At 76.0% G+C, this 1206-nt stretch carries 2 protein-coding genes; both read right to left on the bottom strand.

The features are described 5' to 3' along the window. A partial coding sequence (gene dpgB, locus AB0J52_RS41460; RefSeq protein ID WP_500188758.1) for an enoyl-CoA-hydratase DpgB occupies nucleotides 1-646 on the bottom strand: 646 nt, incomplete at its 3' end. Between the two features lie 11 nt (nucleotides 647-657). Continuing rightward, nucleotides 658-1206, bottom strand: a 549-nt coding sequence (locus tag AB0J52_RS41455; RefSeq protein ID WP_500188757.1) for a 3-oxoacyl-[acyl-carrier-protein] synthase III C-terminal domain-containing protein, incomplete at its 5' end; no start/stop codon positions are given.

Genomic DNA, 1206 nt, shown 5'->3' with positions numbered 1-1206 from the left:
CCCGGTCGCACGCGGCCAGGTGCGCGCCCAGCGCGTCCTCGTAGCTGGTGGTGACCGCGTCGAACATCAGCTGGCGGCGGATCGACAGCTCCGGGCCCGAGAAGCCGCCGTCCCGGGCGGCCAGCTCGGTCAGGACGACCGCCGGGTCGTCGGTGACCTCGTCGACGAGCCCGATCCGGGCGGCCTCGTCGGCGGTGATGGGCGCGCCGAACAGCACCGCCCCGCGCACCCGTCCCGCGCCCGCCTGGTTGACCAGCCGGAACACCGCCAGGCCGGGCCAGGTCGCGGCGCCGTCGGACGGCACCAGCAGCCGGGTCCCGGGGCGGGCGAGCCGCCGGTCGGTGACCAGCAGCGCGTCCAGCGCCGCGCCGCCGCAGTCGCCCGCGGCGACCGCCACCGTCGTCATCGGTAACCGCTCCAGCCGCCGTAACACCCGCTCCCACCGGTTGACGGTCGGCAGGTCGAGCGCGCCGGTCCAGCCCGGCTCCGGCGTGCCCGACACGTGCACCAGCACGACGCCGGGCCCGCCGTGGTCCTCGGCCCGGTCGCAGACCGCGGCCGCCGCCGCGACCGTCTCGGCGTCGAACGGCCGCGAGCCGTCCACCCGCAGCTCCAGTTCGTCGATCACGTCGTCCCCTCTCGTCACCGGGTCCCCTCTCACCACTGCACCAGCGCGGTCTCGAGCGTGGAGCCCGGCCCCATCGTCATCAGCACCCCGTGGTCCCCGGGCCGGGTGACGCCCTCGCGGACGAGCCGCTCGTAGGAGAACAGGAACGAGCCGCTGGACAGGTTCCCGTAGTCGCGCAGCACCCCGGTGGTGTGCCGCACGTCGTGGCGGCGCAGGCCGAGGTTCACCACGACCGCGTCCACCACCTTCTTGCCGCCGGAGTGGACGAGCCAGTGCGCGATGTCGCTGCGGCGCAGGCCCGTCCCGTCCAGCAGGCGGTCCACCACGATCTCCGCGTGCGCGCCGACCACGTAGGGGATCTGCGGGTCCAGGAAGAAGCTGAACCGGCCCTGATCGCGGTCCCAGTCGTAGCGCATGGCGTCCACGGCGTCGGTGACGATGCAGCTGGCGAACCGCAGGAGCCGCGGCCCGCCCGCTGCCGCGCCGGCCGTCCCGGCGGCGGCGCCCGGCATTGCGGGCTCGGCCGCCATCACCGCCGGTGCGGGCGGCGGGACGGGCGGGGCGTCGGCGCCCGCGAC

It is taken from the genome of Spirillospora sp. NPDC049652, from assembly GCF_040675125.1.
Lineage (GTDB): Bacteria > Actinomycetota > Actinomycetes > Streptosporangiales > Streptosporangiaceae > Spirillospora.
Note: the sequence above shows the minus strand (reverse complement) of the source record. Positions and strands in the feature narration are given on the sequence as shown.